Genomic DNA, 24,331 nt, shown 5'->3' on the forward strand with positions numbered 1-24,331 from the left:
GTTAGCCAGCCCTACGGAGAGGAGCGATTCGATGAATATTATTGAACTAAACGAGGTAACGAAGAGTTATGCTCGGGGTGCAGAAGAATTGCAAATTTTGCGCGGCATTACCCTGCATATTGCGGAAGGAGATTTTGTTGTCATCATTGGTCCCAGTGGATCGGGAAAGTCAACGTTAATGAATACAATCGGGCTGCTGGATAGTCCGAGCTCTGGCTCCTATACGTTAGACGGTGTAGCGACAGAGAAGATGTCAGACAACGGACTTGCTGAGCTGCGCAATCGGAAAATCGGCTTTATTTTTCAACAGTTCAATCTGCTGCCCAGACTTACTGCGACGGAGAACGTAGAGCTGCCGATGATTTATGCAGGCATTCCAGCCAAACAGCGGAGAGAACAGGCACAGCGGATGCTGGAGAAACTCGGGATGGGTGAGCGAGGACATCACAAGCCAAGTGAACTGTCTGGCGGGCAGCAGCAGCGGGTAGCCATTGCCAGAGCTTTGGCCATATCACCGTCACTAATTCTAGCAGATGAGCCGACTGGCGCACTGGATTCGAAGACCGGCATTGAGGTGCTTGAATTGATTAAGGAGCTGAATCGGCAAGGCAACACGATTGTTTTGATCACCCATGATCATCACATTGCAGACAATGCCAAACGGGTCGTGACATTACGTGACGGAGAAATCATTAGCGATCAGAGAAACGCAATGCTGCCAACACCTGAACGTAAGTTAGAGGGGGCGCTTTCATGAGAATTTGGGAGCTTTTCCAAATGGCGCTGGCCACGGTACGTTCGAATCCGCTTCGTACGGTGCTGACCATGCTTGGCGTTATCATTGGCGTTAGCTCAGTTATTACGCTAGTTTCGATAGGTCAAGGCACGTCAAAGGCAATTGAAAAGCAATACGAAGGGTTGGGAACGAACCTGCTGACGGTTAATCTGATGGGCAACGGACGCGCCACGCAGCTGAATTATGATGAGGTTATGCAGCTTGAAAATACATCGGGAATCAGTGCAATTGCGCCAACGATGACTAGAAATAGTACCAGTATTAAATACGATAGGACAACAGAGACTTACAATGTCATTGGAACTAATGATCGATATCTCAATTTGCAAAAGGGGACGGTGGCCAGCGGCCGCTTCTTGGCTCAAGCCGATCTGGACTTCCGCAATCACGTTGCGGTCATAGGCAGTGATGTGGCCAAGCAGTTTTTCGGTACGGATGACCCGATTGACGAAGAAATTAATGTGAACGGATATATGTACACGATAATCGGTGTGCTCAAAACGAAAGGCTCCAATACAAGCGGAACATCGCTCGATAGCTCGGTTTATGTACCGCTCCCTACCATGAGCAGGGATTTTAAACTGGGTAACATTCGGACGGCTTACGTCGAAGCAGCTTCTGGCGATGAGGTATCCCGGGTACAAAGAACGTTAGAAGCTTATTTATTTAATAAATTTAAAAGCACAACGGGATACAACATTTTGAATTCATCCGAATTAATTAGCGCCAGACAGACGGCTTCCAGCACATTAACCAATCAGCTAGTCGCAGTAGCGGCAATATCCCTATTAGTAGGCGGGATCGGCATCATGAACATCATGCTCGTAACCGTAAGTGAGCGCACCCGGGAAATTGGGATTCGTAAATCGATTGGCGCGAAGCGGAGAAACATTTTGCTGCAGTTCCTGGTTGAAGCTACGCTGATTAGCGGTATGGGTGGGTTGATTGGATTGATTTTGGGGATCGGCTTATCTCTAGCATGGCCCTATATTAACCCTAGTCAACAAACGAGTTTATCCCTAAATATAGGGCTTTACGCATTCTTATTCTCGGCGTTGGTCGGTGTTGTTTTTGGATTATATCCAGCCAACAAAGCATCAAAATTAAAACCAATCGACGCACTGCGTTTTGATTAGGTCCACAGGAGGTATGAAAATATGATTCGCAAATTATCATCAATTTCACTCAAACAGACGAGTCTTGCCCTGCTGTTGACTGGCAGCTTTGCAGCTGCATCGTGGATGGCTCCCGCTGCTCATGCGGCTACTGAAGCGATTTATATCACGAATTCCTCCTATTTTACATTAAACCAAGCGGCACTCTCGTCTTCTTCTCTTCAGTTTTCCGTTCTTTTACATAACGGGGAAAGCCAAGCGATAGATTTTAACCAATATGGGGTACGGGTTACGGATCAAGCAGGACATAGCTACACGGCGAAATTAAGTGAGAAAAAGAGTGCGAGTGTCCTCCCTGGGCAGGATCAAAGCTTCCGATTCTACGCTAACCTGCCAGCAGGTGAGACAGCAGATCAATTAAAAGTTGATGTGTTCCGCTGGGATTTCGGCAAAGCCGATTTCATGAATCATTTAGGTAATCTTCCTATTTCCTCAGTTGTGCAGGACGGACAGGTAAAAGTGCCTGAGCAAATTATTAATTTGCATGCACTCGATAGTACGCTCTCGAATGACGCCTCCGCGGCTTTTCAATTGGGCCAAAGCGTTCGCGTCACGGAGAATGGAAAATGGTACATGTACACACAAGTTTCAGCAAAAAACTTAGGCTCGAGCAGTGTTAAGCTGCCTTCCGGTCTACAAGTTAGACTCGTGGATGCTAATGGGCTGAAGTATACCTCTACGGTTGCTAGCGGTTCCGATACAACGTTCCTGCCGAATCAATCGGATACGATGACGCTCAAAACACTCGTTTCCAGACAAATGCCGACCAGTGGCCTCACACTGGAATATTATTACTTGAATCAAAGCGAGGATGTCTCGCTTGGAACGCTAAGTCTGAATGCTTCGCTGCAAACAGCAGCGCTTGGCACCAAACAAGTTTATGCTGGGCAGCAGGAAGGCGAGCAGGTCACCGTGAAGGCGAATACGTCGACGTATTCGATTCAAGCAGACGGTGTTCATGTGCAGACCGTTGTCACGCTCAGTAATGATGGCGAGGCGATCGCCTCCGTGCCATCCTTCTCTGCTTCTTATCAGTTCGGCGACAGCGGCACGTCTGTTACATCGACCGATAACGCCGCCCGCAGCGCCTACCTAGCTCCAAAAGAGACGGGTTCGTATTACTTCAACGCCATTCTGCCAACGGGTGTTGATCCGAATGCAGCTCAGCTGGTGCTGTGGCAGACGGCTACTGCGAGTAGCTCGGGCAGCTCGGCATCTGGCTCGACAGCGAGTACATCGAGCGGCGGCACAGCTTCTGGAACAGCAACTACAGGCTCAGTGGCAGGGGCTACTACTAGCTCGACGTCTACAACTAACAACGGTGGGGCAGTAGCGGCTAGTAAAATGCCGGTTGCCGTCTTCCTGCTTCAAGGGGCAAGCGAAGCGCAAAGCGGCTTTACAACAGCTGTGAACTATGAGCTTGGCAGTAAGCTGATTTTCAACAACAGCTCTGTTGTTAACAAAAATCTAGATGTCGCCCTAGTCGAGCTGCATGCTCACGAGAACGACGATCTAGGCTACAAAACAGCTGTAGCCAAATATAAAATCACGAACAATGGAACAAGCACCATCGCCCTTCCTGAGCTTCAAAATGAGCTGATCGACAGCAAAGGCAATACCTACACGGGCTCTCGCCAAAGCTCAGTTGCTACTCAAATCACACCGGGCAGTTCTTATGTGGTGAGCTATTCCTACCTGCTTCCGAATAAAACACAATCAGATGATGAGACATTCGCATTGAATGTGTATGACGATAAGTCTGTATCCGAGGGTAATGTGTCGGTAGGAACCTATCGGGTAGCACTGCAGAAAGAGACGGAAAGCGATACGCTTGCCTTGTATCCTTTCTCCCTCAAAGTGAATGACAGCTCGATAAGCTGGCTTTATAACAGCGGGACTTACTCTTACCAGCTTAATCTGGATTTGGACATTGCCCATGAAGATCAGGTGATTATTGATTCGAACTTCTCCAAAATTGAATTCGATATGGTCGATTCCCTTGGCCGTATTGTTGGCACTCAAACTGCAACGCTGACAGGTACAGGGAAATTAACTAGCGGCAAGCAAAAAGTCGTCGTCACCGGTTTAAAAAATGAGCAGGTTGATTCCGGCGTGGTCGTCAATATGTACGAAGTGATTGAGACACCGAATGGGACGGCTAAGCGGCTGATTAAGCAGTTTCATTAGGATGGATGGGAACTGAATTCGTATAAAAAAATTAAATCGAAAAGGTTTAAAATGCAAAAAGACTGCCAGACATTGGGCTATTTCTAGCCTTGTCGGGCAGTTTTTTTCCACGACTGACCAATCAACATACAGCTGTTGAGTAAGGAAATGGGTGTGAAATCAACATCAGATTCATCTTTCCAGGCTAAAGGACTGGAGCGACGTTAATCCCCGAAAAAGATTGAATTTGAAAATCTAATGGACTCGACAGCCCTTAATCTACTTCAAATGATGAAAATAGGAGAGATTGAAACCGAATAACGGCGCTGAAGTCCGTAAGCTCGGAATCATCGCTCCAAATAGGCAGTTAACGGCATCCAGGTCCGTTAAACGTCTATTTCCGGAATTGGTCCGTCGTAGTTTTTTTGGCGGTTGCGGAGAAGGCTGATGCCTATTTCACGTCGTATCCTTTGGCGATGGAGGGTTCAATCCATCGCTTTTTGAAGTGTTCGCGGCGCATGATCACCACGCGGTCCTTGTAAACGTCCACGACGAGACTTTGGCTGATGGCCTGCGTCTCGGGCACGTTTTTCGCGTTCCATACCTCCCGGATGGAAGCGCTGGAAGCGGCAAGGAACTTCAGCTGCTTCACTTGTCTGGTCGTTTCCAGGTTCCAGTGGGTGTGACCACTGAACAGAATGACGTTCGGGTGCGCATCGAGCAGCGCCCGAAGCTCTTCGTGCTGGACGACGCCCAGCTCCCGATCCGTGCCATCCAGCGTCTGCGGCAGCGGCTGGTGGAGGAACACGAACACGGGCTTGCCGGCGTCCGCCGAGCCCGCGGCCGTAAGTCGTTCGCGCAGCCAGTTGAGCTGCTCGGGTGACAGGAACGCATCCTCACCGTAGGATGCGTTCACGTCCCTGTACGCTTCCCCGCTAAGGAACAGGAAGCGGTAGCCCTCCACGATAAGCTCGTGATACGGCTTATCGTAGCCCATCATGCGGTCGAATAACGCGACCGCTTGCTTGCTCGACCATGTTGGATTCATCTTCGATGTATCCAACCCACCCTCCGTCGTGGGCCACACGCCGTAGTAATCGTGGTTGCCCATGGTCGCATGCACAGGGGCATGGTGCTGGCGGCCGAGCAGCGCCAGCAAGCTGCGATAGTCGGCCTCACTCCCATTCGTGAGGTCGCCGTTCAAGACGAGCAGCTTGCTGTCCGGGCGCAGTGCGTGATGATCGGCCAGCGCTTGGCTCAGCCTCAGCTGAGCAACTTGGTCGTAGGAAGTAATGTGAACATCGCTCATCACGGAGAACGAAAACAACGGTGCAGCTAGTGTCTGTTCAACCTTGTCGCTAGCCAAGGTTGTGCCTCGCAACGGGGTCAATAATAGAAGAAAACTAAGGATAAGTATTCGCAGCTTTAATGATTTCATCTCGGATTCACCTTCCAATTAGACTTATCGATTGTCCTTATTTAGCTTGCTTAGCGATATATTGTGCTGGTTGAGATTATGGAAATATTCAAGCTCACTTAGCGAATGGTTTTCTTTCAGGCAATGGATTTTCTAGCTTATTTGAGAGTCAGAGGAGTGGAAGCCTTCGAATCTGTCAGTTCCCGCCTTTGTAATAAGGGAATGTTGTACGGCGTACAACATTTTTGTCCAATTTTTCTCACCAAGCTGTAATTGTTGTAGTTTGTACAACAATACAGCTTTATTTCTGGTTATTTGGCTGTTTTTGGGCTAAATTGTTGTATTTTTTACATCATTCGCCGAAAACTCTCGGATTCGCTCACTTAAAGTTGTACAAAGTACAACTTTGCTAACCGTGGGAGTAAGATGGGGTGCTTAGAGCAGTTAACTTTTTCTGCTTGATCCACAGTTATATGAAGCGTACTTTGTTTAACATTTCACTAGAATGCTTAGCTTTGATTCTTTACTTAAGCATTTCACTAGAATGCTTTACTTTGATTCTTTACTTAAGCATTTCACTAGAACGCTTTACTTTGATTCTTTGCTTCAACATTTCCTAAAGCGCCTCGCTCTGCCAATTTTCTCAATGCATCGCATCGCGTCAAAGCCTTTACACGGTTCGCCTAAACCCTTTGCTACCCCCAAAATACAGCAAGCACGCACCCTAGTGGTATTCCCAGTTCCTTGGGAATTTATTTATTTTGCTGCCCAGCCCAAATATCAGTTTAGGTGTTGACTTTTAAGTCAGTTGGTTGTATGGTTAATTACATGAGTAACTAACAGATGTGGTGGTGAGAGAAATGGGACTAATGATGGACGATAGCCGCCCGATTTTTGTGCAAATTGCAGAGCGTATTGAAGATGACATTATTGAGTCAAGAATGCCGGAGGAATCGCAAGTGCCTTCTACGAATCAGTTTGCATCCTTTTATCAAATTAATCCGGCGACAGCAGCGAAAGGTGTTAATTTGTTGGTGGACCAAGGGATTTTGTACAAGAAACGAGGGATTGGCATGTTTGTAGCGGAGGGAGCGCGAACGAAGCTGATGGAGAAGCGGAAAGAACTATTTTATGAGCAATATGTAGTGACGATGGTGAAAGAAGCCGAGAAGCTCGGGATTACCGTAGAGCAATTGACGGAAATGGTGCGCAGAGGGGAGAAAGCGTGATGACCAACATTGTGGAAGTGAAAGGACTAACCAAGTCCTATGGCCAAGTGAATGCAGTGGATTATGTTAGTTTCACGATTGAAGCGAATAAAATCTATGGCTTGCTAGGCAGAAACGGAGCAGGCAAAACAACGATCATGCACATGATCTCGTCTCAGCAGTTCGCTACAAGCGGCGAGTTGAAGGTATTTGGGGAAGAACCTTACGAGAATAGCCGAGTGCTCAATCAGATTTGCTTCATAAAAGAGAGCCAGAAGTACCCAGATAGCTTCCGTGTCATAGATGTAATCGAGGTTGCGAGAACGCTTTTCCCGAACTGGGATCATGCTTATGCGCATGCTTTGATTGAAGATTTCCGTCTGCCTTTGAAAAGAAAAATAAAAAAGCTATCCAGAGGGATGCTTTCCTCCGTCGGTATTGTGGTTGGTCTGGCAAGCCGTGCTCCATTAACCATTTTCGATGAGCCTTATTTGGGGCTGGATGCTGTGGCAAGAATCCTCTTCTATGATCGCTTACTTGAAGACTATGCCGAGTTTCCGCGGACGGTTATTCTCTCTACGCATCTCATCGACGAAGTTAGCCGCTTGCTCGAGCACGTGCTGGTTATCGATAACGGCAAATTGATTATGAATGAAGATGCCGATGCTCTTCGCGGTCGTGCTTGCACGGTTTCTGGTCTAGCGACAGCTGTGGATTCCTTCACGCGGGGCAAAGAGCTGCTTGAACGCACGGCGATTGGTGCGGCTGCATCGGCTACGATTCTAGGTGCTCTTAGTGACCGGGATCGTAAGGAAGCGGAGGGGATGGGGCTTGAATTCGCTCCAGTATCCATGCAGCAGCTTATCGTTCATCTAACACGCACGTCAATCGCGGGAAAGGGGACTGAGGAATAATGAATCGAGTAAACCAGGTAGTAAAGCTCCATTTGAGGAACAAAATGACATGGTTCGCTATCCCATGGTTCATTGTCGGTGCAAACTTTTTGATCAATTTGATTACTGCGACTTCGCTGGAAATAGATGAGTCCATAAACACGGGAGCGATTATTTCGATTTTCATCTACACCCTTGTAGCAGGTACAGTTACTATTAAAGAAACCTTTCCGTTTGCCTTGGGACTAAGTATTCGTAGGAAGGATTATTTCTTTGGAACTGCTGTGACAGCTATTATTGTCAATGCTTGCTCAGCCCTGGTACTTGCCATCCTGTCGATGATTGAAGAGGCGACCCATGGCTGGGGGGTTCGATTGCACCTTTTTAATGTTCAATTTCTAAACGATCTTTCACTGATAGGCACGTGGGGTATTTATCTCATCGTACTTCTTCATATGTATTTCCTCGGGTTCGCGATATCTAGTTTACACCGTCGTTTCGGAGGCGCTTCGATGTATATCTTTTTTGCATCCCTGCTTTTGATTGGTACCGTAGTTTCCTATACCTTCACGCACTTTGGGTTGTGGGGAGGTCTCTTGGATTGGATCATCCATCAATATATGGATCTGTTCTGGTGGATGGTGCCTTTGGTTGTCGTGTACTTAGTGGCAGCTTATGGATTGCTTCGTAGAGCGACTGTTTAGAACTAAGGATAAGCCTCCTGCAGCTGCAGTAGGCTTATTTGTTAGTTTACTGCTCGAGATCCGCATAAGGCGGAACCGACCCATGTATGCGTGTTACCTGACTATCACCAGCCGAGCTTCGGCTTGCCGGCGCTAATCCATAAAGCGGTCACTGGTTTAAGATAGACGCGTTTTCCGCGTTTATCCGCTAATACTCCATTGCTCTTTACTGGTTTAATCGCGGAAACCGATTTCTCAGCGTACATATTTCAGCGACACCCTACTGCTGACTTGCTACAGGCTCGGAAATCAAGCCTATACACGTTCGGTAAACTCGCATACGCCTCAAGCAAAAACGCCACCTTAGCGCTATGCCCGGATCGGCAAGTGCTGCTAGAGTGGCGCAAAAACATCTTTTAAGCCGGCAAAAACGCTTATACGACTTTGGCTAAGTAGGCATCGAGCTGATCGAACGTTCCGCCAAAGCCTTGTTTCATGGAATCAAACATGCCCTCAAAGAACTTAAGTTCTTCTTCAGTAGCATTGATAGGGCCGCCACGCATGATCAGTGTAGTTTTTCCTTCATTTTCAGTAAAAGATAACTTATTCATTATTTCCAGCGGAAAGCTTTCGCTAAAAGGTGCGCGGATAATGTTAGCCTCTGCATCGGAGAAAGAATTCACGAAGACTAGTTTCTCAGGTGAGTTAATTTCTTGGTAGACAAACTTACCCCACATTTCAAAGCCTTCAGCTGATTTCATACTGTAGTGGAAGATGCCACCTGGGCGTAGATCTAAGGTGTGTACGCTTAATTCGAAGCCCGTTGGTCCCCACCAGCGAGCTAAATGTTCAGCCTCAGTCCACGTTTTGAAGACGAGTTCACGTGGGGCATTGAAGGTGCGAGTAAGAACCAATTCGCCTCCTTCTACGGTGGCATTGAAGTTGTTCCCTGCTTTTTCTTGAGTCATGTCTAATCCTCCAAATCAAATTGTTTTTTCTTTTCCTTCTCTAACATTTGCTGCAAATAATCGTCCAAGCGATCAAATCTCTCTTCCCACATGCGGCGGAAAGAGTCTAGCCAGCCATCCAGCTCTTTGAGCGACTGAAACTGCAGCTTATAGATTCTTTTATTCGCAGCCGGTTGTACTTCGACAAGTTCGGCATCACTCAGCACACGGAGATGCTTGGATACTTGCGGCTGCTGGAGCTCAAGCCGATCCGCTATTTCCCCGACGGTAAGGGGACCGTCACGCAAGAGCTCGACAATGTGCAAGCGGTTTGGCTCGGCAAGAGCGCTGAAAGTCTTATTCATAGACACAATATACTCCATATGGAATATTGCTGTAAAGGAATATTTGTGAGTTCAACTACTGTATGTTGAAAAGCAAAAAGATTGCCACACCGGCAATCTTCTACTTTCACGTTTGTTAGTTTAAGCCAAGATTTGTTTTGTATACTACTAAGCATTCTTATTTCTTTATGGTTTATTTTTTTAGCGCTCTGTCCGCCTTGGTTTGCGTTGGTCCCCACATTTTTGTTGATCTGTCCTCCGCCTTCAACTCTTTGAATACGAATATTACCGTTGAAAATGGTGATATAGCAAATCAATAGACCGTTTTTACCCGGTTAATAAGATTTCATAGGAATTGTCCGCATGTCTATCAAATTGAAAAAAATAAATACGAGACGTATATAAATCATAGAATTGGACGAATCTAGTAGCTATAACTCTATTATTTTTTAAGAGGAGGAGATACTATGTTTCGTAAAATTCTTTATGTAACTTTGACGCTTCCTTTGCTGCTTTGTTTGTGGCAGGTGCAGCCCGCCTATTCGTATCCTGAAAGTGAAGATGGGGGGGAATTACCTCCAACGTATAGTATGGCAAGAAATGCAGCACCTGTGGAAGAAGCCGCTCAAGCTGAGCTTGTTCAGCCAAGGACGCAATACCAAGTGGACCGCGGAGATACGCTGTTCAAAATTGCCCGGGATTTTGGCATATCAGTGGATGACCTTATCAACTCTAACAATATTTCAAATCCGAACCAGCTAACGATTGGTCAAAGTTTAACGATTCCGAAGAGTGAATCCGAGATTGGTTTACCCAATGGTCAAAAGAAAATTATCAAAAAAGTGTTGAACACAACCCTTACAGCTTATACGGCTGGCGTTGAATCAACAGGTAAAAAGGCATCCCATCCCATGTATGGCATCACATTTAGTGGTCTTAAAGCCAAAGAAGGACGCACGATCGCCGTGGATCCTGCAGTAATCCCTTTAGGTTCTACGGTGTTCATTGACGGCATCGGGATTCGTAAAGCGGAGGATATAGGTTCGGCTATTCGCGGTTCGAGAATTGATGTATTTATGAATGATTTGAGTGACGCTCAAGAATTCGGTGTAAAGAAGAATGTGAAAGTCTATTTGCTAGATAGAGAGAATATTTAAATTGATAGGCAATCGATAGGCTATGGGTCAACCGGGACATCTGAAGAGGTAAGGTTCATTTAAAACAACAGTTACAGCTCAAAAACGCCCCCAGCAAAGGTGCTGAAAGGGCGTTTTTCACCAAATTGTTAGCAGTTTTTATTTTGTACGAAAATTAATCAGCCATTTCCCAATAATCCCAACGGCTTCGTCGTATATCTACTTCCTAATCATTTATTTGGGGGTACAGGCTGACCGTCTTTAAACTCGCCTTCAAAATCGAGTTTGCCATCTTCATAATACTTTCCCCTGCCATTGAATCTTCCTTGAACCTCGTAACCCTCATAAATTAGTTTGCCGTTATCATTAATACTTGTCACATATCCGTCAGGAATCCCGTTCTTGAATTGTCCAATCAGAACGTCACCCGTCCGATCTCTACCAAAAACTTCTCCATTAAAATAAATGGTTCCCCAGCCCATTACATTATCATTAACGAATTCGGCATCGTACCAGACTGTGCCATCTTCATGAAAGAGCTTCCCTTTTCCGTGCATATGTCCGTCTTTAAGCTGACCTTCATAAAGCAAGTTGCCCGCTTTATCGTACAGCTTGCCTTCCGTTGCAGGATCATAGAGATACACGGCTTTGAGGTTAGCATCCCACACCACTTTTCGACCGGAAGCTTCACCAACCAATCTAAGAGGGACGAACGTGTACCCTTTTTGAAGGTAAGGGGCTGTTGGCAGTTCGGATGTCTCTTCATTAACGGTTGCTTGCGACTTTCCTAATGTGAGACTAATCGACGTTCCCTCCTTTCTGCCTGTAACCATTTGAGTTGCTTCGTCCCAATTAACTTGCAAACCTAACTTTTCGAAAATAGGTCGAAACTCAACCGTTGTAGAGCTGTCCTTAAGTTGAGGCTGTTCGTGGAAGATTACTTCCTCTCCGTCAAGAAAGACACGGATAGGTTTGTCTGCGTTCACTTGCGTAATGGTTTTCCTCATCCAATAGTCCCGGAGGGACGTTGCATTCATATCTTGATAAAGCACTGCGTAAACCCCGCCGCTATGAATGTGGGTACGAAGAAGTTGATTTTGTTCCTCGATAATCCCCCCTGCATAGATCCATTTGCCCTCAACGAGTTTATAAATCCCAAGCTTGCTAAGCTGGGCGGAAGGGACACGTGATGGCATATAGGCCATTTTTAGGACATGGTAATCGAATGCTTCTCGTACGTCGACCGTCCATGGGAGACTCACCATTTTCTGATCCGGTTGAAGAGCTTTGGTCAGTTCCAATTTCGAATCTTCTCTATACCTAATGCTTGTATAATCGGTCCCCTTATAGGAAAACGGATTCTCGAACGGAGAGGACAAAATAACCGAGCGATCGGAAGTCGCCAACTCGTGCACGGTGTCCGGACTGCTTCCTCCGAAGAAACCCGTCACTTGTTCAGGTATTTTATCTGCATAAGGGATAGCTGAAACAAGTGTATCCTGAATGGCGTTACCTTTACCTGTAGATTGAAGGGTTCGAAGAATCAGATTGTTATCGACGTTCTTCAATATAATTGTGCTTCCGGTAACACCCAATAGCTTCTCCCCTTGATCGGCTGCTATATCAGCTTGCTTGTTTTGCAAGTTTGCTGCCATCACCACTCCATGTCCATCTTTCTCAATAGTCCATGCCACAATTTCCTTACTTACGAAAGTGTCGATAGGGATAGCTGCCTTGTCAAAAACGTTAAGTACACTAGGTATTGAATCCGGTTGAGTAACGTCGATCATTCTCAATTGAAATTTTAGTTGGTTGTATGGCTGTTGGATCCATACGACGTATTTGCCGTTGAATGCAACTGGATGACTGTTATATAAACTGCCATCATTTTTATCCCATAGAACTCGTGAAGTATTGCTTGCAATGTCGTAAAGCATAAGCCTATTCTCCGAAGAACCATAATAGGCGACTTGGCTGTTCGCCAAAGTAGCGTCTTGACCTTTTCCAATGATATTTGTTTCCTTAGTTGTCATATTGTACACACGAAGAGTGCTTGTAGATATATCTTGGTAGACTATGTATTCGCCATCCGTTTGAAGATATTCATAATAGCCCGGCTTGACATCTGCTTGGGTAGATTCGCCGGTTTGAAGATTAACCATCATGATAATTTTTTGACTATCCAGATAAATAGCATAATTATTCGCTGCCGATAATTTCGCTTTGTAGGTCTGGGTCTCGGTTAGCTGTTTTAATTCGCCACTATACAAATCCCGGGCGAACACTTGATAGTTTTTGTTCTCGTCATCTCCCATCCAGACCATCTTGGAATCGGTAATGAACGGAAACCCAGGTGCCGTATAGTCCGTTGGATTATCCTTTTTGATGAATGCAGCAGCACTTACATACACTTCCGGCAAGAAGCTCAACGAGCCAAGAGCCAGCATGAGCGCAACTGCCCCTAACACAATCTTTTTAAACTTCATGTTGAACCCCCCTTTTTTTATTAAAACCCTATAAATTCCACGCACACAAAAAAGCCAAATTATAGAGCGACCCGGCTATCATATCCCGAAAGGGACGTAGACCCGTAGCTTTGCGACTTCGGCTTTCGCGCGAATGTGCCTTTGATCTTATTGTATTGGCTTAAATAGGCATACTACCTTTAACCATTATATGGTGTTTGTGTTAATTCTACAATATACGACATACTTCGCTTGGGAAAATCCCTTGTACAAGTGAATTCGGACTGCTAGAGCAACGGATTAAAAATAGTTTCTTAAATTGCCGAAATAGATTAGAAAAAAACACGATGAGGAGCAGAGGCTGCGCTGTTTCTTTTATTGGGGTCAGTCTGAATTGAAAAATAATTTGTCGAAAATGGAAGATATTTCTTTTCTATTAGATTAATTAAGTATATAATTGTTGCTAGGCAATTAGAACTATTCGATAGGTCCTAGAGTCATTCCGTAGAATAAGAAACGGCAAAACCGTCCGAAAGGCGGAGACGCAAAGCCACGGGTCTAAGCAAGGGCACTTCCTTGTACGACAGCCGGGCCGCCTACATTCCTTTTGGAGTGGCTTTTTTTATTGCCTTTATATCAAAGTAAAAGAGAGGAAGATTGTATGTTAGTGAAGTTATTGGCAAAAATTGTATTTATTGTTATGTTTTTGACCGTTCAAATCGTATCTTTCTCAGGTTTAGTGAAAGCTGAAAACCAACCATCTTTACGTGACATTAATGGGTATTGGGCAGAGGATGCCATAAACAAATGGATCGGAAATGGATTGATTTCGGGCTATGCCGACCAAACCTTTCAACCCGATAAAGTCATTACCAGGGCGGAATTCATATCTCTTGTCAACAAGGCGTTTGGGTATCTCCATAAAGATGACCAAACCTTCAAAGATGTTTCTCAGGATAAATGGTTCTATAACGATGTAGCCAAAGCAAAATATGCCGGCTATATTTCTGGGTTCGATGACGGCACCTTCCGTCCAGATCAACCAATCAGCAGAGAACAGGCTGCCAAAATCATCTATCCGCTTATGCAATTAGAAGATGTAGTACCAAAGAGCGATACGCGAACGTTTCACGATGAGCAGCAAATATCTGACTGGAGCAAGCCTTACATAAAAGCAGTCGCCTCGGAGGGTTATCTTAAAGGATATCCTGATCAGAGCTTCCGTCCTCAGAAATCTATTACAAGAGCAGAAGCCGTAGTGATGCTAGATAATGCCGTAGGGCAATTGATCCATGAACCTGGAATTTATACTCCAAAAGCTGATGTTGAAGGAAATATGACGGTCAACAGCGGCAATGTCACTATAAAAAATGCTGTGATTAAAGGCGACCTCATCTTGGCAGCGGGGATAGGGGAAGGGGAAGTATCTCTTGATCACGTGACAGTAAAAGGAAGAACGATTGTGAATGGGGGCGGAGAAAACAGCATTGAAATTCAAGATTCGACCCTCAATCAGATGGTGGTTCAAAAGGACTTCAGTAGAGTCAGAGTTTTTACTAAAGGCTCTACGAGTATAAGCCGTACCATTATAAAATCGGGTGCGAAACTTGAACAAGAGCAAGGAAACGAGGGCTTTCAATCCATTTCCGTGCAAGGAACGACTGTGAATGATGTCGTTCAGTTAGTAGGGACATTTGTGAAAGTTGAACTGAAGTCAGTGGTAACCGTCGAGATTTCCAGTCAATCCGTTGTCACCTTGCTTGAAACACAAGCAGGTTCGGAAGGCTCAGGAATCAAGATGCTGGGCAATGCCATATTGGAGCAGATCATTTTGCAAGCAGCGGCGAAGGTGACAGGAGAAGGATCGATCCTTAATGCGGTGATAAATGTGGAAGGCGTAAGCTTTGAACAAATTGTAAAGAAATATACACTTGGCGAACTGGTGAAGCTCGTCTTAATTGGCGGGAAGGAAGTAACAGGAAGCTCTCCGGTTACTATACCTGGATCGACGAACACATCTCCTACTCCGAATGAGGGCAGCACGGGAGCTCCTGAGAAGCCAACAGATGGGAAACCGGCTGCTGATCCGGGTAATGTAGAGGATATTAATGCGGCCTTTATCATACAGAACAAGGTATACACTCTGTACCCATCCATCGCAGATTATTCGACGGTTCAATGGGACGTTTCAAACACGGTTACACAGGATACATACCAGACCGAATATATTGGGACTGTAGAAGACGTAGGAATCTACAGCATTATAGGCGGAACGGTCTCTCCAGCTCCGTATAACGTAACCTATCGAAATTCAACAAAGCATTATTCCGGGGTTCAGTTATCCAGCATGACGGTTAACGAAAGCGTGTATACTCGGGTTTATTATGGCGGCAACGAGATGATTTCTTATCAAATCAATGACAGTTACGCGATCCATGATCTAGGTAATCAGCTGCCTGAACAAGCGGTGCCGCTCGCTGCAGGGGATAGAATTACACTCGTTTACGGAAGTCAGTATCTTGTTTTTGCAACATGGAACGGAAGCGACTGGGAACTTGATGGGATTTATGATCAACTAGAGTCGCCAACTGGTCTAAAGGCATCCACTGTATCGAATAGGGAAATCGCTTTGCAATGGAATCCAGTTGCGAATGCGGACCATTACCATATTTATTACAGCGCAACTGCTACTGGCAAGTTTGTCCCCTTGGAGGATCAAAACGGTCAACCGATTTCGGTAACGGGAACGACCTATGTCGATAGCACGAATCTTCCACATTCAACAAGATATTATGTCGTTACATCAGCAATTGATGAAATTGGCGTTGAATCCGGACCAAGCAGCATTGCTTCTGCTACAACTTATTATAATGCACACATAGCTCTGGATTTTGAGATCACGGATACGTTGAAACATCCATCGGAGCCGATCCTCTATATCACAGATAAAACGGATAAGAAGCTTTACCGTGTAAATTACGAAACAGGCGATAAAGCCTCAATTGCATTTGACCTTGCACCGGAGAGTCTCACATATGCAGGCGATAAAATCTACGTTTCCTTGCTAAAAGCGGAACATTCTTCCTATACGTATATTTCACAGCAACAAGGTGCAATTGCGGTTGTGAATGCGGCCAACTTTACTCTTGAAGGAACACATGATATTGCGATTGACCCCTTTGATGTCGCAGTCGTTTCCGGTTATCTCTACGTGTCATCCGGATCAGGGCAGTGGACGAAGATCAAGTCATATAATTTGAACACCTTTGCGGAGGTGGGTTCAGGTGATATTCGGCAAGCGAGTTATATCCAAACGCATCCATTATGGAATAAGCTCTATACAATCACAACGGAGACGTCACCGAGAGACCTTAGTGCGTATAACGTAACGAACGGACAATACGTCGAGCCAAGCGGTTACGATTCGCCATACCATGGCGATTACGCAATGTCGACGAACTTCACCATTTCTCCGGACGGTGCCTATATCTTTAACGGTTCCGGTAACGTATTTATGGCAACAAGCAATAAATACGACGATATGAAATATGTATACGGACTTGGACAAGCATATGACGGTATTGCCTTTGATCAGTCGAATAAGAATTTCTACACAGCTAAGAACAATGCGGTACAAGTCTATGATTACAGCAATTTTAATAAAAGCGGGCTCTATCACTTGGACGGTACAGCCAAGAATGTATTTAATGGTACCGATCGATTGATTGTTGTATCTGCGCTAGCCGGAAAGAATATCGTCGAAATCGTAGAAAAGAATTCAATCGAAGCGATTACCCCTGTTACGGTGTCTGGTGTCAAGTTGGACGGCAGGGTAGTGGACATTGCTTACGATTCCGTAAATAAGAAAGCTTATGCAATCGACGAAGCGTTCCGCAATCTATATGTGGTTGATCTTCAAACACAGACGATTGTAAACACGGTCAAGCTTCCATATCGTCCTTCCGGACTTACTATATCGGAAGATCGTTCAAGTCTCTTTATTGTGAATGATGATCTAAATAATCTCATAACGGAAGTGCACCTATCTGATTTACAAATTGCAAGGCACTTGACTTACACGTCAACGGTTGATTCCGGTGACATCGCTCATAGACATATCTACCATAAATCCGGGATTCTGTATGTTGTGATGGGTGATTGGGAGCCGACACTGCTGGCGTTCAATTCGACTACCTTTGCAGCCGTAAACTACGGAACTGTGATCAAAGGAGTTGGCGATCTGGCTTTCTCTAGCAAGCAGAGTAGATTCTTTACATGGTATCAGTATGGCTGGAATGCGGGAAATGCCGGCTCCAATGTATTCGCATATTCCGTTAGTGGCAATAGCGTAACCAAATCAGGCGAATCCAGCCTAAGTTACCCGAACTTCTTGAGAGATCCCTTGGATACTCCGGTTCTATTGTTGGAAGGTCAAGGGAAGCTGGTCGTAAAGAATAAGGTCCTTGATATCAATAATGTTGCGCAGGTAATCAGTACATTGCCAGAACCGATTTATGCAGTGAATGCTACTGGAGAGCTGTTGGTTGGTAAAAATGGGATATACAGTTCTGTGACTTATCAGAAGGTTGATACTTTGGCGCTGGGGACAGCAACGGAAATCTTCTTTGATCAGAACGGAATGCTGTATTATTACTTAAATGGAGCGTTATTGTCTATACAGAAGTAAAGTCAGTAAAATTATAATAGAAATATGTTGTTCTCCTAGGTCAACCAGTACTCTGGTTGGCCTTTTTTGTGAGAAATCACACACTTTGCATATGGATTCCCTCTTTTTTGTAGAAATATGTTGAATTTCATTATTTTATGGAATACCATGGAAATAGCTAGTACTTTACAACTAGAAATTATCAGTGAAACACACCTAATATCAAGCGATAATGAACAACGGCAAATCCATCGAAAGGTGGAGACGCAAAGCCACGGGTCTAAGCCATGAGTCACATGTCATGGGATGATAGCCGGGTTACTCTTTTGGGGCTTGTTTTTTTATTGCCAAAAAAGGAAGGAGGGTCGGAAAATGGCAACATATTTTATGCTGATTAAAGTATTCGATGATGCCGAAAAGGTCATATACAAATTTGGTCCAACAGAAGAAAGTTTGGGTGAAATTGAGTTTGATCTAGTTAATGAAGAATTTCGGCAGCTAGAGAGGGTCCCGGGTACTACCAAAGATCATATGTTTATGAAGGCCGCTTCAGCTATTGCAAGATGTTATGCAGAGGGAGACGGTTTTCCGGATAGAACTTTTTTTGCTTCATAAAATTTTTATTAGTTCTAGTTTTTTTGAAAAAAGATGAGCTACAGCAAGAGTGAATTCGGTAAGAGTTTCCATTCGTATACGAAAAAGCAAGAATCAGCGGTCAATTTATTCGACAAATTTTGAAAAGAACATTGGCAAGATAGGATTAACTTACTACAATAATGGAAGAATGAACCAATCATTTTGGATGTAAGGTAAATCCGCTCGAAAGTCGGAGACGCAAAGCCAGGGGTCTGCATCCCACAAGGGAAATGATAACCGGGCGCCCGAGATGGTTGGTTTTTTATATTCCAGAAATGAAGGAAATCGGGGTGAGCATTGATGAGAATACATTTGAAACGACTTGTAGCCATATGCGTGCTGATTGGATTTATCACTTATTACGAAGAGGGAAACTCAGCACAGGCTACTCTGATGTATAGTACGAAGGATACCGCAACCACTTATAAGGCACCCGATCGTTTCGTTAACATTTCTGGCAGCGACATGGTATGGAAAGCCCAAGACAACTCCGGAACAGATCAGCTTTATTACCGTAATCTGGTAACTTGGGAAGCCAAGCAGTTGACGGACACGAGCGGGGTTAAGTCGGTACCAGTCGTCGGAGGGGATTATGTCACCTATGTTCATCGTCAGAAGGATCTCGTACTGCTCAATCTTCGTAACGGTGAATCTCTGATCATAGCAACTGCCGCCGGCACGTACGAATCCCCAACGACGGACGGTCATTATGTGACTGTTCTGAATAAGCGCGACAGTTTTATTTATGTTTATGATATAGCAAGCAAGACTAACAAGAAGGTTGGTCAGGGCACAAATGCTGTGGTTGCCGAGGGGGAAATATTATATGTCCAATTTCCCTCCCAAGATCTTCAGCTTTACGATATCGGTACCGAGGAAAACCGCAAGCTAACGAAACCAATTGACGGTTACATAGATACATTTTACGGTCCCGCTTTTAACGGAAAGACCGCGGTTTGGATGCAGAAAATGAAGAGCGGCGGTTATGAGGTCAGATTGCAGCAAACTGATACAGATGCCACCCTTCCCCAGCTTCTAGCAAGATCCGATGCAGCGCCTAAAGGCCTTGCTCCCATTGCTATTGGCGATCATATCGCGGCTTGGCATCAAACGGTGAATGACACGGATGAGATTGCCGTAGCAGATCTAGCCTTTAACGAGGCGCACATCACAGTAGACAAGGCTTCCGTAAACTCACTCGTCGGTATTTATAATAATCAGGTTGTGCTCAGAGGTGACGACGGCAATATATTTCTCCGAGAAGTGAACGTGAGCGGTCAGTCTGTAGCCTCGACGGCCCCTATTGCTTCTGCGGTACCATATGTCGAGGAATGGCCTGAACCAGTAAACCAGTCAAAGCTTTTCTTTAGCAAAGACAGAGCTATCACATCGCAGGATAAAAGCATTATGTTGAAAATGAAAGAATGGTTGTTCCAAGGTGATGGCGATGTCAATATGGAGCCTAACCCGGATCGCGACTTACAGTTGACTAAGGCGCTGTTGCCTGGGCAGAAAATGGTGAGTCTTCCATGGAACGTCTCGATGCCTGATGCTAAAGATGCGCTCATTCTATCCATGTCCTACATAGCGAGTAGAGTGCCGAAGGAGCAAATAAATAAGCTCGGCATTTATCGGTTGGAAGGTGGATCATGGGAGTATGTGGGTGGATTGCTCGAACAAGAGACGAACCAAATTTATACTCCAATTATTAAGCCCGGAACGTACATCATACTGTCTTATAGTGTTTCAAACCCGTATGTAAGGGACTATTGGATTAATAAACGTATTACCCAGATGACCGATAACGATCCGATACGTGTATTCCTTGACGGAGAAGAAATTCAGTTTCATGAGGCGCCAATCCTGCAAGAGGGCTCCACTACCGTGGAATTCAGGCCTATTTTTGAGAAATTGGGACTTAAAGTGAATTGGGACGATGCAACTAAAACAGTAACCGGGCAAAAAGAGGGGAAATCCCTCCGGTTGCCTTTAGGTAAGAAGGAAGCGGAGTTTAATGATTTGAAGATGGACATTCCGGTTGCCCCCTTTTTATACAAGGACTACACGTTCGTGCCGCTCCGTTTCGTAGGAGAAGCGACCGGTAGAAAAGTGATGTGGGATGCCAACCTTAAAACAGTATACCTCTTTGATCTGGCAACGGAAGGAAGGCTGTATTACAACGGTGGTGCCCTTATGTACGAAGGACAGTTAAAGGATGGTCATATGAACGGAAAAGGCAAGTTGTACCGGGAGGATGGGACGCTTTGGTACGACGCGGAGTTCAAAAATGATGAGGTCGTCGGCTTGGGGACTATCTACTTCCAAGGTTTTAGCCGCGGTCGCGATCGCACGGGGGAAATGTCCATCGGTCAATTCGTAGGAGGTATTCCCGAAGGTAATGTAAGATACGTTGACGACAGTGGCTATGTGTTCTATGAGGGAAAAGTGATAAAGGGCTTGTATAGTGGCCAAGGTAAGTACTATGTGGCAAACCAGTTGATTTATGAAGGCGAATTTAAGGACAACATGTACGATGGTCGTGGAAAATACTACATTAATGGTAAACTTTTTTATGAAGGGGATTTTGCAGCCAATACTCCGAATGGTTACGGCAAAGAATATAATAAAGCCGGAAATCGGGAAGGAGAGTTTAAACAAGGGGTCATGAACGGAAAAGGTATTTGGTATTACCCTTCCGGCGCGAAGCTATACGAAGGGGAGTTTGTGAATAATATTTGGGAAGGCCAGGGGAATATTTACTCCGTTAACGGAAAGCTGGAGAAAGAAGGTCAATTTAAAGGCAACTATTTCGTTAAGGGGACGTATTACTATACAGACGGCACAAAGTATGTAGGAGAGCTAGTTCACGATGTCCCGAATGGTCAAGGTATCTTATATGACAAGAACGGAAATATTGAATTTCAGGGTCAATTTAAAGAAAACGTACCAGTTAAATGAGGAAAAGAGAGTCTGCCCAATTGCGGTAGACTCTCTTATTTTGAATCTATGCCATCCACTTCGCTGCAGAATCCCATAACAATGAGTACTCGCAGGCAATAGGCAATAAGCGCCATCCATTCCTGGTTCATAACTGCTTGTTCACTGGTTTCGTAAAACGGTTTATCCGCACTCAGATCAAATCGGTTGGTTAAAATGGCGACTGAATTTCCTTCGAAATCCGCGGTGTGAATGAAACATATTCCGTTCTCCATTCGCTTTTTTCGGTGTTCCGACATAGGCCAAAAGATAATGAACATTCAGAGAAAATTAATGCAACGCTAGTGAAATAAAAGATAACCTAACCCAAACCCGCTATGCGACTAATCTTCGATAGTGGGTTTCTTTTTGCATGTTAGTTCCCCAGTCTTCACACAGGTCTTAGATGCGCCCCGACTAAGGTCTAGGAACAAATACCGTCGTTAGTCCGTTTTGGAAAGCTTCGTTTTTACCTAAAATAAAGACATGAACAAGAGCACAGCAAACAACACAGCAAACAACGAAAGGCGGTGACGAAACGATGAAAAGAAATACAGGCTTAGCCGCTCTGCTAATCGCATTCGGTGCACTGATTCTGTTAAATAAGCTAGGCGTTCACATGGGACCATTTATTGGCTCGGTGATGGGATACTTGATTCCAATAGGAATGGTTGGCCTTGGTTATGTAGGCATACAGAACGGCAGCAAAATCGGTTGGATTATTGCAGGGCTTGGCGCTATCATCCTGATTGGTAAGTTAGCTGGTTGGATCATCATTTTACTGGCGATTGGGTTGATAGGTTACGGAATTTCGATGTTGACAAGAAGAACTGTGTAATGGAATGAAACGAATACAGAGAGTGAAAAAGGTGGTATGAGAGATGAGCCTATTTAGGCGAATGAGAGACATTACCGTAGCAACACTGAATGAACATCTGGAGCGATCGGAAGACCCGGTCCGCTTGATTGACCAGTACTTAGCAGCGCAGCGTGAGCAGCTTCAACAGTCCGAGAGACTGTATCAACAATGTGTAAGCCACGCCGCTTCACTCCGACAGCAATATCTGACGGCGCTGGAAACCAAAGAGAAGCGCGAGCATCAAGCGCTGCTGGCTCTGAAGGCCGGCGAAGAACATATGGCAAGGATCGTGCTTCAAGAAAAGCTGCAAGCTGAAGAGAAAAGCGAGCAGTATCATGAATTGTACGACCAAGCAAAGCAGTCCATCCTTGATTTAGATGAAGAGCTGCAGCAGCTTAAAGCGGATTACAAGGAAGTGGCAGACAAACGCAGCTACTACTTAGCGCGAATGGAGTCCGCACGGTTGCAGCAAAGACTGCATGCTAGAAGCAGTGTGGCGCAGGATGCGACACCACGGATGTTCGGTCGCTTGGAAGAGCGCGTATCCGATATGGAGCTGCATGCCAGAACGCTCCGCGATGTAAGACGAATGGGGCGCGAAAGCTACTATAGCGGGGGGAACCCGGCAGTAGATGCTGAAATGGAAGCTCTTAGAAACAGACTGCAGCAGGAGGGAGCCAAGTAATCATGAGCAAACTATACCGCTCACGAAGAGATAAGAAAGTTACTGGCCTATGCGGTGGACTCGCCGAGGCCATGAATGTAGATGCAACGCTATTACGTTTGTTAGTGGTGATTACCACAATCTTCACTGGAGGAACAGTCATTTTCATCTACTTTGTAGCTGCACTTGTTATTCCAAAGGAACCTGGGTACGATCAGCCTCCATTTGATCCTTATGCTGGCTCATATGGCCGTCAAGGCTATAATGGCGGGGCATGGAACGCTCACAAGCCGCACCACCCTAGCCATGCGCCACAACAAACGGGCTACAATGCTCCGTACGACGCAGGGAAAGTAAACAACATTGACGAGATGATGAAAGACATTGAAAAGAAAGCTCTGCAAAGAGAAGTTGAAGAACTGAGAGCCAAAGTCGCTCGCTTCGAACAACAACCAATTGATATTAAAAAAGGAGACGTGTAAACCATGGGAGTATTTACAAGAATGAAAGATATGACAAAAGCATCAATTCACGAGGTATTGGATAAAATTGAGGATCCGATCGTTATGTTGAATCAATATTTACGGGATATGGAGCAAGAAATCGCGCAAGCTGAAGTTACTGTTGCTAGACAAATCGCCAGTGAGCGCAAGCTGAAGCAACGTCTGGAAGAGTCTGTTCGTCTCGTGGCTGACCGCGAAGCAAAAGCTTCCGCAGCGATCAATAATGGCCAAGAGGCTATCGCTCGCCAAGCCGTTGAAGAAAAATTGTACCACGAAGATAAAATTGTTGAGTACACAGATCTATATACCGCTTCCAAAGCACATGCTGATGAGCTAACACAACAGCTGCACGAAATGAAAGACGAGTTCTACAAACTACGTAATAAACGCAACGAGCTTGTGTCCCGCGCTCAACTGGCTAAAGCCAAAAAACAAATGGCACAAGTGTCCTACAATGGCGTCATCGAGAGCGGCAACGCATCCCGCGGCTTCCAACGTATGGAAGAGAAAATTATCCAACTGGAAGTTGAAGCAGAAATCGCTCGCAAGCCTTACGTACCAGCAGGTTCAGTAGGCAGCTACACACCTGTTGATGTTGCAAAGCAAGCTAAAGTTGATGAGCAGTTGAATCTGCTGAAAGAGAAATTAAACGTTAAAGAAGCCGAGTAATTGTGATTATCGAGAAGCCCCTCCATGTGAGGAGAGCACTGCAAAACGAATACAGAATCTGTAAAAATAGACCCAGTGGCGCATAGGCACTGGGTTTGTTGTATACTGGAAGAAAAGGAAAAGTGGAG

At 45.2% G+C, this 24,331-nt stretch carries 20 protein-coding genes and 4 riboswitches; of the genes, 15 read left to right on the plus strand and 5 right to left on the minus strand.

What is annotated here, in order from left to right:
• The first annotated feature begins 31 nt into the window (after positions 1–31).
• From ASD40_RS12895 to ASD40_RS37820, 4 genes are all read left to right on the plus strand, one after another.
• Positions 32–757, plus strand: coding sequence for an ABC transporter ATP-binding protein (locus ASD40_RS12895; RefSeq protein ID WP_057303677.1), 726 nt, complete (start codon positions 32–34; stop codon positions 755–757).
• Positions 754–1,932, plus strand: coding sequence for an ABC transporter permease (locus tag ASD40_RS12900; protein ID WP_057303678.1), 1,179 nt, complete (start codon positions 754–756; stop codon positions 1,930–1,932). Before ASD40_RS12895 ends, ASD40_RS12900 begins: the two co-directional genes overlap by 4 nt.
• A 21-nt stretch (positions 1,933–1,953) precedes the next feature.
• Positions 1,954–4,158 (plus strand): hypothetical protein, encoded by a 2,205-nt coding sequence (locus ASD40_RS12905; RefSeq protein WP_057303679.1) that lies wholly within the window; start codon positions 1,954–1,956, stop codon positions 4,156–4,158.
• 286 nt (positions 4,159–4,444) lie between these two features.
• Positions 4,445–4,585 carry a hypothetical protein gene (locus ASD40_RS37820; RefSeq protein WP_162251239.1) on the plus strand — a complete coding sequence of 47 codons (141 nt, stop codon included), beginning with the start codon at positions 4,445–4,447 and terminating at the stop codon, positions 4,583–4,585.
• A gap of 3 nt (positions 4,586–4,588) precedes the next feature.
• Here ASD40_RS37820 and ASD40_RS12910 read toward each other — a convergent pair whose 3' ends face one another.
• A complete protein-coding gene (locus ASD40_RS12910; protein WP_057303680.1) occupies positions 4,589–5,575 on the minus strand; it encodes a metallophosphoesterase family protein in 987 nt (328 codons plus the stop codon).
• A gap of 839 nt (positions 5,576–6,414) precedes the next feature.
• On the opposite strand from ASD40_RS12910, the gene ASD40_RS12915 reads away from it, so the two are divergent.
• Genes ASD40_RS12915 through ASD40_RS12925 form a run of 3 tightly spaced genes read left to right on the plus strand, consistent with a single transcriptional unit; the run spans position 6,415 to position 8,359 of the window.
• On the plus strand, positions 6,415–6,783 hold the full coding sequence (locus ASD40_RS12915) for a GntR family transcriptional regulator (protein WP_047678668.1): 369 nt from the start codon (positions 6,415–6,417) through the stop codon (positions 6,781–6,783).
• On the plus strand, positions 6,783–7,676 hold the full coding sequence (locus ASD40_RS12920; RefSeq protein ID WP_057303681.1) for an ABC transporter ATP-binding protein: 894 nt from the start codon (positions 6,783–6,785) through the stop codon (positions 7,674–7,676). The genes ASD40_RS12915 and ASD40_RS12920 overlap by 1 nt, the downstream gene beginning before the upstream one ends.
• Positions 7,676–8,359 carry a hypothetical protein gene (locus ASD40_RS12925; protein WP_057303682.1) on the plus strand — a complete coding sequence of 228 codons (684 nt, stop codon included), beginning with the start codon at positions 7,676–7,678 and terminating at the stop codon, positions 8,357–8,359. The genes ASD40_RS12920 and ASD40_RS12925 overlap by 1 nt, the downstream gene beginning before the upstream one ends.
• 413 nt (positions 8,360–8,772) lie before the next feature.
• Here the strand turns inward: ASD40_RS12925 and ASD40_RS12930 are convergent, their stop codons facing one another.
• Together ASD40_RS12930 and ASD40_RS12935 are read right to left on the minus strand one after the other, a co-directional pair.
• The gene (locus ASD40_RS12930; protein WP_057303683.1) at positions 8,773–9,306 is read right to left on the minus strand and encodes an SRPBCC family protein; all 534 of its coding nucleotides are present in this window, start codon (positions 9,304–9,306) and stop codon (positions 8,773–8,775) included.
• Positions 9,307–9,308: 2 nt separating this feature from the next.
• Positions 9,309–9,650 carry an ArsR/SmtB family transcription factor gene (locus ASD40_RS12935; RefSeq protein ID WP_057303684.1) on the minus strand — a complete coding sequence of 114 codons (342 nt, stop codon included), beginning with the start codon at positions 9,648–9,650 and terminating at the stop codon, positions 9,309–9,311.
• A 446-nt stretch (positions 9,651–10,096) separates the two neighbouring features.
• Here ASD40_RS12935 and ASD40_RS12945 point away from each other — a divergent pair, with 446 nt between their 5' ends.
• Positions 10,097–10,786 carry a 3D domain-containing protein gene (locus ASD40_RS12945; RefSeq protein WP_057303686.1) on the plus strand — a complete coding sequence of 230 codons (690 nt, stop codon included), beginning with the start codon at positions 10,097–10,099 and terminating at the stop codon, positions 10,784–10,786.
• A 209-nt stretch (positions 10,787–10,995) separates the two neighbouring features.
• Here ASD40_RS12945 and ASD40_RS12950 read toward each other — a convergent pair whose 3' ends face one another.
• Positions 10,996–13,251 carry a stalk domain-containing protein gene (locus ASD40_RS12950; protein ID WP_057303687.1) on the minus strand — a complete coding sequence of 752 codons (2,256 nt, stop codon included), beginning with the start codon at positions 13,249–13,251 and terminating at the stop codon, positions 10,996–10,998.
• A gap of 62 nt (positions 13,252–13,313) precedes the next feature.
• Positions 13,314–13,401, minus strand: a riboswitch (cyclic di-GMP riboswitch).
• Between the two features lie 337 nt (positions 13,402–13,738).
• Positions 13,739–13,830, plus strand: a riboswitch (cyclic di-GMP riboswitch).
• A 61-nt stretch (positions 13,831–13,891) separates the two neighbouring features.
• Here ASD40_RS12950 and ASD40_RS12955 point away from each other — a divergent pair.
• The 3 genes from ASD40_RS12955 to ASD40_RS12965 all read left to right on the plus strand — a co-directional run bounded on the left by ASD40_RS12955 (position 13,892) and on the right by ASD40_RS12965 (position 21,490).
• Entirely contained in the window at positions 13,892–17,917 is a 4,026-nt protein-coding gene (locus tag ASD40_RS12955) for an S-layer homology domain-containing protein (RefSeq protein ID WP_057303688.1), read from the plus strand.
• A gap of 210 nt (positions 17,918–18,127) precedes the next feature.
• A riboswitch (cyclic di-GMP riboswitch) is annotated at positions 18,128–18,222 on the plus strand.
• Between the two features lie 46 nt (positions 18,223–18,268).
• Positions 18,269–18,511, plus strand: coding sequence for a hypothetical protein (locus ASD40_RS12960; protein WP_057303689.1), 243 nt, complete (start codon positions 18,269–18,271; stop codon positions 18,509–18,511).
• Between the two features lie 183 nt (positions 18,512–18,694).
• Positions 18,695–18,782, plus strand: a riboswitch (cyclic di-GMP riboswitch).
• 50 nt (positions 18,783–18,832) lie between these two features.
• Complete coding sequence (locus ASD40_RS12965; protein ID WP_057303690.1) at positions 18,833–21,490, plus strand: stalk domain-containing protein; 2,658 nt, start codon at positions 18,833–18,835, stop codon at positions 21,488–21,490.
• 35 nt (positions 21,491–21,525) lie between these two features.
• Here ASD40_RS12965 and ASD40_RS12970 read toward each other — a convergent pair whose 3' ends face one another.
• Positions 21,526–21,744 (minus strand): hypothetical protein, encoded by a 219-nt coding sequence (locus tag ASD40_RS12970; protein ID WP_057303691.1) that lies wholly within the window; start codon positions 21,742–21,744, stop codon positions 21,526–21,528.
• A 305-nt stretch (positions 21,745–22,049) separates the two neighbouring features.
• Between ASD40_RS12970 and ASD40_RS12975 the strand changes: the two genes are divergently transcribed.
• From ASD40_RS12975 to ASD40_RS12990, 4 genes are read left to right on the plus strand one after another with little or no spacing between them, the layout of a single operon-like run.
• Complete coding sequence (locus tag ASD40_RS12975) at positions 22,050–22,346, plus strand: hypothetical protein (RefSeq protein WP_057303692.1); 297 nt, start codon at positions 22,050–22,052, stop codon at positions 22,344–22,346.
• A gap of 43 nt (positions 22,347–22,389) precedes the next feature.
• Positions 22,390–23,052 carry a PspA/IM30 family protein gene (locus ASD40_RS12980; RefSeq protein WP_029194523.1) on the plus strand — a complete coding sequence of 221 codons (663 nt, stop codon included), beginning with the start codon at positions 22,390–22,392 and terminating at the stop codon, positions 23,050–23,052.
• Positions 23,053–23,054: 2 nt separating this feature from the next.
• The gene (locus ASD40_RS12985) at positions 23,055–23,513 is read left to right on the plus strand and encodes a PspC domain-containing protein (RefSeq protein ID WP_057303693.1); all 459 of its coding nucleotides are present in this window, start codon (positions 23,055–23,057) and stop codon (positions 23,511–23,513) included.
• 3 nt (positions 23,514–23,516) lie between these two features.
• Positions 23,517–24,203 (plus strand): PspA/IM30 family protein, encoded by a 687-nt coding sequence (locus ASD40_RS12990; RefSeq protein WP_057303694.1) that lies wholly within the window; start codon positions 23,517–23,519, stop codon positions 24,201–24,203.
• The last annotated feature ends 128 nt before the right edge of the window (positions 24,204–24,331 follow it).

Source organism: Paenibacillus sp. Root444D2, from assembly GCF_001426375.1.
Taxonomy (GTDB): Bacteria; Bacillota; Bacilli; order Paenibacillales; family NBRC-103111; genus Paenibacillus_E.